Source organism: Citrobacter sp. wls826 (genome assembly GCF_005281245.1).
In the GTDB taxonomy this organism is placed as follows: domain Bacteria; phylum Pseudomonadota; class Gammaproteobacteria; order Enterobacterales; family Enterobacteriaceae; genus Citrobacter; species Citrobacter braakii.
In genome coordinates this window covers 36,296-42,245 of record NZ_SZWS01000061.1, presented here as the reverse complement: position 1 = coordinate 42,245, position 5,950 = coordinate 36,296, and the positions used below count along the sequence as shown (strand labels likewise).

General features: G+C 51.3%; 7 protein-coding genes. All 7 read right to left on the bottom strand.

Annotated features, from left to right (window positions below; translation table 11 throughout):
• Positions 1-76: 76 nt before the first annotated feature.
• On the bottom strand, positions 77-799 hold the full coding sequence (gene sdiA / locus FDW87_RS17650) for a transcriptional regulator SdiA (protein ID WP_016156833.1): 723 nt from the start codon (positions 797-799) through the stop codon (positions 77-79).
• A 231-nt stretch (positions 800-1,030) separates the two neighbouring features.
• Positions 1,031-1,783, bottom strand: a complete 753-nt coding sequence (tcyN, locus tag FDW87_RS17645; RefSeq protein WP_003030477.1) for an L-cystine ABC transporter ATP-binding protein TcyN — start codon at positions 1,781-1,783, stop codon at positions 1,031-1,033.
• Positions 1,780-2,448 (bottom strand): cystine ABC transporter permease, encoded by a 669-nt coding sequence (gene tcyL, locus FDW87_RS17640; RefSeq protein ID WP_003030474.1) that lies wholly within the window; start codon positions 2,446-2,448, stop codon positions 1,780-1,782. The genes tcyN and tcyL overlap by 4 nt, the downstream gene beginning before the upstream one ends.
• A 21-nt stretch (positions 2,449-2,469) precedes the next feature.
• A complete protein-coding gene (dcyD, locus tag FDW87_RS17635; RefSeq protein WP_047416093.1) occupies positions 2,470-3,456 on the bottom strand; it encodes a D-cysteine desulfhydrase in 987 nt (328 codons plus the stop codon).
• A 106-nt stretch (positions 3,457-3,562) separates the two neighbouring features.
• Positions 3,563-4,363: a cystine ABC transporter substrate-binding protein gene (gene tcyJ, locus FDW87_RS17630; protein WP_016156835.1), complete on the bottom strand. Its 801-nt coding sequence runs from the start codon at positions 4,361-4,363 to the stop codon at positions 3,563-3,565.
• Positions 4,364-4,463: 100 nt separating this feature from the next.
• Positions 4,464-5,015 carry a flagella biosynthesis regulatory protein FliZ gene (gene fliZ / locus FDW87_RS17625; protein WP_016153478.1) on the bottom strand — a complete coding sequence of 184 codons (552 nt, stop codon included), beginning with the start codon at positions 5,013-5,015 and terminating at the stop codon, positions 4,464-4,466.
• A 57-nt stretch (positions 5,016-5,072) separates the two neighbouring features.
• The gene (fliA, locus tag FDW87_RS17620) at positions 5,073-5,792 is read right to left on the bottom strand and encodes an RNA polymerase sigma factor FliA (RefSeq protein ID WP_016153479.1); all 720 of its coding nucleotides are present in this window, start codon (positions 5,790-5,792) and stop codon (positions 5,073-5,075) included.
• Positions 5,793-5,950: the final 158 nt, after the last annotated feature.

Here is a 5,950-nt window from a genome sequence, read left to right as displayed (position 1 = left end):
CCGCCAGTAATAAGAACCCGGCTGACAGCGATGCTCTCAGCCGGGTTTGCGTCTGACACTCAGAACGATAATTTACTCAGATCAGCCCGGTTGCCGCGGCATAACAGGCGATCTGCGTTTTGTTGGGTGCATTAAATTTCTTTTGCATATTTTTCTGGTGAAAGTTAACGGTATTTTCAGAAATCGACAGAATTATCGCTATCTCTGAAGAGGTTTTCCCCTCTGCCGTCCATTTCAATATCTCTTTTTCCCGCTTGCTAAAGCGCATCTCTGGCGCCATGACCATGTCATCTTGCAGCCGCGTCAGTACCGACAAGCTTTCCCGCACCAGCAGTTGCATCCTGAGCTCTACCTCATCGTTTGCAAAGCGACTATTACGGACACTCGCACGCGATACCGATAAAAAACCCAACGCCCGATTAGGCAACATTAAGCATTGCGTCATCCCTTTACGTAAACCGTGATTGCGCGCGGCATCCCACAGGGGCTGTGCATCGCGAAATAAGGTATCGTTCCAGGGTAAATGCCCCTGACTGAAGTTTTCAGGCTTCAGCACCGGATCAATAGCGAAATAATTCTCGGACTGATAATGCGCCACCCATGCTTTGGGATAGGTCGTGTGAAGCGACGTTTTAGGTCGGGTAAAAGGTACGGGATGACGAACACAGAGCGCGTAAAAATCGAACTCTAAATGCTGCGTCTGTTGTTGTAATTCATTATAGACATCCTCTGCCGTCGCCATTTCCTGAAAGCGTAACAGCATACTCCGTCGCCAGGTGAAGAAATCATGACCCTGCATACTAAGTGGTAATACCCCTGAGATTGATAATCATCCAAACATATGAAACAAGCTAACACATAAATGTATTTTATATATGCAAATTATCGGACAAATGAACAATTACTTGAGCATTACTCAACGACGGCAGGAAGTAACAGTATTGGGAGTTAATAATAAAGCAATAATTATAAATAGTTATGCGAACAGCACTCGCCAAAAAACAATTTCGACGAGTGCTGCATGCACTATTTATTGCATCAGAAACTTTTCAAGAAACTGACGGGTTCGCGGTTGCTGCGGATGCGTGAATAAGGATTTAGCGGGCCCCTGCTCCACTATCCGTCCTTGATCCATAAATATCGCCCGATCGGCAACGTCGCGCGCAAAGCTCATTTCATGCGTCACTATCACCATGGTGCGTTTTTCCTGCGCCAGTTGGCGGATGGTATTAAGTACCTCACCAACCAGTTCAGGATCGAGCGCGGAGGTCGGTTCATCAAAAAGAATAACCTCAGGTCGCATCGCCAACGCCCGGGCAATAGCCACGCGCTGCTGCTGCCCGCCGGACAAACGCCGCGGATAGCTGGTTTCTTTACCAGCTAACCCGACTTTCGCCAGCAGTTCGCGCGCTCGGGCTGTCGCTTCGGCTTTCGGTTCGCCTTTAACAATCACCGGACCTTCAATAATGTTTTCCAGCACCGTGCGATGCGGGAACAAATTAAAGTTCTGGAACACAAAGCCCACGTGCTGGCGCAACTGACGAATCAGACCTTTCTGCTGAGTTAACGAACGCGCGGTATCAATGGTAATCTCACCCACCTTAATGGTGCCCGCCTCCGGTTGCTCCAGCAAATTAATGCTGCGCAGCAGCGTCGTTTTGCCCGAACCGCTCGGCCCGATAATCGCCACAACTTCACCGGGTTTGACGTCAAGATCGATCCCATGCAGCACCGTTTGCCCATGGAATTTTTTGACCAGGTTTCTGACTTCGATAGCACTCATTTCGGCTCTCTCTCCTGGCGATTCAGTTGCTCTTCAAAATAGTTTTGCAGTGCAGAAAGCACCGTCGCCATCACCCAATAAATCAACGAGGCTGCCAGATACATCGTGAATACCTCCAGCGTACGCGAGGTAATCAACTGCGCCTGACGGAACAGTTCCGGTACCTGAATAGTCGCGGCCAGAGAGGTGTCTTTCACCAGACTGATAAAGCTGTTACTCAGCGGTGGGAGCGCAACCCGCGCAGCCTGCGGCAGTATTGCCCGGCGCATGGTTTGCCACCGCGTCATACCAATACTGGCACCCGCTTCCCACTGCCCTTTGTCGATGGAGGAGATTGCCGCACGCAGCGTTTCCGCAGCGTAGGCCGCCGTATTAAGCGATAAGCCAATCATCGCCGCCGGAATAGGATCAAGCTCAATACCAAACTGCGGCAGACCGTAATAGATCATGAACAGCTGGGCAATCAACGGCGTTCCGCGAAAAATAGAGATATAAAAGCGCGCCAGCCAGCGCACAGGTAGCAGCGGCGACAGACGCATCAGCGCCAGGATAAAACCCAGCACGAGACCAAAGAACATCCCACCGATACTCAGTTGCAGCGTAAAAACTGCGCCCTTGAGCAGATACGGCAGAGAATCAATCACCAGTTGGATACTTTCATGCATTAGCGTTTTTCTACCTGGTCGTTACACGTGAGGATGGTAGGCAAACAGCGCAGGTGCCCCACCAGTATGAATAAAGAGAATTGGCCCTTCATCCTTGAAGCGTTTCTGGCTGATGCCATCAATCAGACCCGCCATCGCCTTGCCGGTATACACCGGATCCAACAAAATGCCTTCCAGACGCGCCAGCAGTTTTACCGCCTCCATGCCCTCTTCGTTTGGCGTACCGTATCCCGGCGCATAATAATCGTCCCATAACAGGATTTCCGCTGAGGCCGTCAGTTCCAGCTCCCGAGCAATATCCTGCTGCAGTGCAACAACTTTGGGCTTTTGATCCGCCACGCTGCGTGAGACGGTCACGCCGATGAGTTCGACGTCTGGCATCAATTGCTCCAGACCCACGGCCAGTCCGGCGTGCGTTCCCGCACTGCCCGAGGCCACCACTACGGAAGAGAGCGCGACGGCCCCTTCACACTGTTGGGCAATTTCCAGCGCGCTTTCCACATAGCCCAGCGCACCCAGTGCATTGGAGCCCCCAACCGGGATCACATACGGGCGGAACCCTTGCGCTTCAATCCGCGTCGCCAGATCCTGCAGCTGTGCATTCGGGTCGGTCAGCGCATCGCACATTTCAATCTGCGTATTAAACAGGTCCAGCAGCAGACGGTTGCCATTGGTGAGATAGTTTTCGGCAGTGGTGCCTATCGGATTTTCCAACAGCGCCACGCAGTGCAGGCCAAGCTTAGCGGCAACCGCCGCCGTCTGGCGAACATGGTTAGACTGAATCGCACCCGCGGTTATCAGCGTATCCGCGCCTTCACGCAGCGCGTCTGCGGCCAGAAACTCCAGCTTACGCAGCTTATTGCCGCCCATAGCCATCGGCGTGACGTCATCGCGTTTAATGAAAATATCACGCCCGAGGTAATCTGAGAGGCGCGGAAGATATTCGAGTGGCGTTGGCGCGCCAATAAATTCCAGACGTGGAAAGCGCGTTAAATTATGCAGCGGCATACAGCCTCCGGTATTCGTTGTTGTGATGTTCTTTTATTATGCACGTTCAGGCGCAATGAAATAAAAAAAGGCGCTGTTAAAGGCGCCTTTTTTCATCAGATGACGATTATTTCGTCACATCTGCTCCAAACCATTTTTCAGACAGAGCTTTCAGTGAACCGTCTTTCTGCATTTCAGCAATGGCTGCATCCACCGCTTTCAGCAGATCTTCATTGCCTTTACGCAGCGCCACGCCGGACTCCTGGCGGGAGAATGCTTCACCGGTAACGGCCAGCGTATCCTTGGTTTTTTTCACCAGATCCAGCGCGGCCAGACGATCAACCAGGATGGCGTCGATACGACCTACGCGCAGATCCTGATATTTGGTCGGGTCATCATCATAGGTACGAATATCCACGCCCTGCACGTTCTGGCGCAGCCACTCTTCATAGTTGGTTCCCAGACCCACGCCGACCTTTTTACCTTTCAGATCGGCAGCAGTCTTAATAACGCCTTCATTGCCTTTCTTCACCAGCGCCTGGATACCAGAGACCGTATACGGGGTAGAGAAATCGTATTTTTTCTTACGATCATCAGAGATAGTCACCTGGTTGATGACCACGTCAATGCGTTTGGAATCAAGAGAAGCCAGCATACCGTCCCATTTGGTCGGCTTCAGTGTGGCTTTCACTCCGAGATGCTTGGCCAGTTCCTCGGCAAACTCCACTTCGAAACCGGTCAGCTTGCCGTCATCGCCCTGAAAACTAAACGGGGGATAGGTCCCTTCCAGGCCCACCAGCAGCGTGCCGCGCTCTTTAACTTTATTTAACAGACCTTCATCTGCATAAGTCTTCACGCTCATTCCGGCGACAAGTGCAACAGCCATTACACCCATCAGAGCCTGACGTCCCAGAAGTGCTAATTTCATAGTTACCCCGAATATTGTCATTAGTGACTATCATTTATGACTACAGTGTAAAGCGTTTGCCGTGATCCACAAACACGACTCTGTTACACCTTATTCGTTTTTAATATATATCAGAACTGGCTGTCCAGGAGGATTTCTGCATATGTCCCATATGCGTATGGGCTTTAAACTGCTCATACTTACGCAAGGCGATGCGGTAATTGTTGGTGCTGGTTTCCGGTAGCCACGGGGCAAGGTTTTCGTCGAGAAACCCTTCCTGCAGCAGATCGTGAGAGATATTTTGTTCGGTCAGATGATTCCCGAGGCGACGCAGGCGCACAACGTATTCGCGTACCGTGCCGTGACTCATTTCGGTCTGCTCGAATAAAAATTGCTTGAAGCCGATAATGTCAAAAAAGTCGCTCTGCTCTTTGCAGTGCAAATCACCACAAAAGCGACACAGTGCCACCCACTCTTTTTTCTCCTGTTCCCACTCTGCTTCATTCAGCAACGTGTCCAGTCGGGCGATGGCGATTTTATTCACAATTTGCCCGCGGCGAACCAGCGTGATCCTGTCGAGCAACTTAAAGCAATGGGCGCAATGCGTCTGGCTGTGTTTGAAATCTTTGAGGTAGCGGCTTAGGGGCCGTCTTTTTGATTGCTGCACCGTCATGAGAACTCCTGGTAGTCAATTCGTAATGCGGCATTGTTCAGGGGTAATGATGTACCCCTATAGCTTACCCAGCTTGGTGCGTAGACGTTTGATGGCCTGACTGTGCAACTGGCTAACCCGTGACTCCCCCACTTCCAGTACCGCGCCAATCTCTTTCAGATTCAGCTCTTCCTGGTAGTACAGCGTTAACACCAGCTTTTCGCGTTCCGGCAACGCTTCGATCGCGTCCATCACGCGCTGGCGGAGGTTACCCTCAAGTAGCTGCTGTAACGGGTTTTCCTGCTGATGTTCTTCCGTCACCAGCTCAATACTATCGCCATGCTCTTCCCGCCACTCGTCGTAGGAGAAAAGTTGGCTATTATTGGTATCAAGCAACATCTGACGATACTCTTGCACAGGAATAGCCAGACGCTCCGCCACTTCGGTTTCCGTCGCGTTACGCCCTAATTCCTGCTCCAGTTGCCCCATCGCCTGTGCCACTTCGCGAGCATTGCGCCGAACGCTACGTGGCACCCAATCCCGGCTACGTAGTTCGTCCAGCATCGCTCCACGAATACGCTGCACTGCGTAAGTGGTAAATGCCGTTCCTTGCAAAGCGTCATATCGGTCGACTGCATTCAATAACCCGATGCCGCCCGCTTGTAGCAGGTCATCCAGTTCTACGCTCGCCGGCAAACGCACCTGAAGGCGCAATGCTTCGTGACGCACCAACGGTACATAACGCTGCCACAGCGAGTGTTTATCCATTACACCTTCAGCGGTATACAGTGAATTCACGATAAACAGCCCTGCGTTAAATGAGTTATCGGCATGATTATCCGTTTCTGCAGGGGGTTCTATCGGAGGAATAAGGCTATAAAAGAAGGGTTATTTCACTTATGTAGCTGATGGCGTTATTTCGAATAAGAAATAATCAAGAATAAATCAAATAGTTA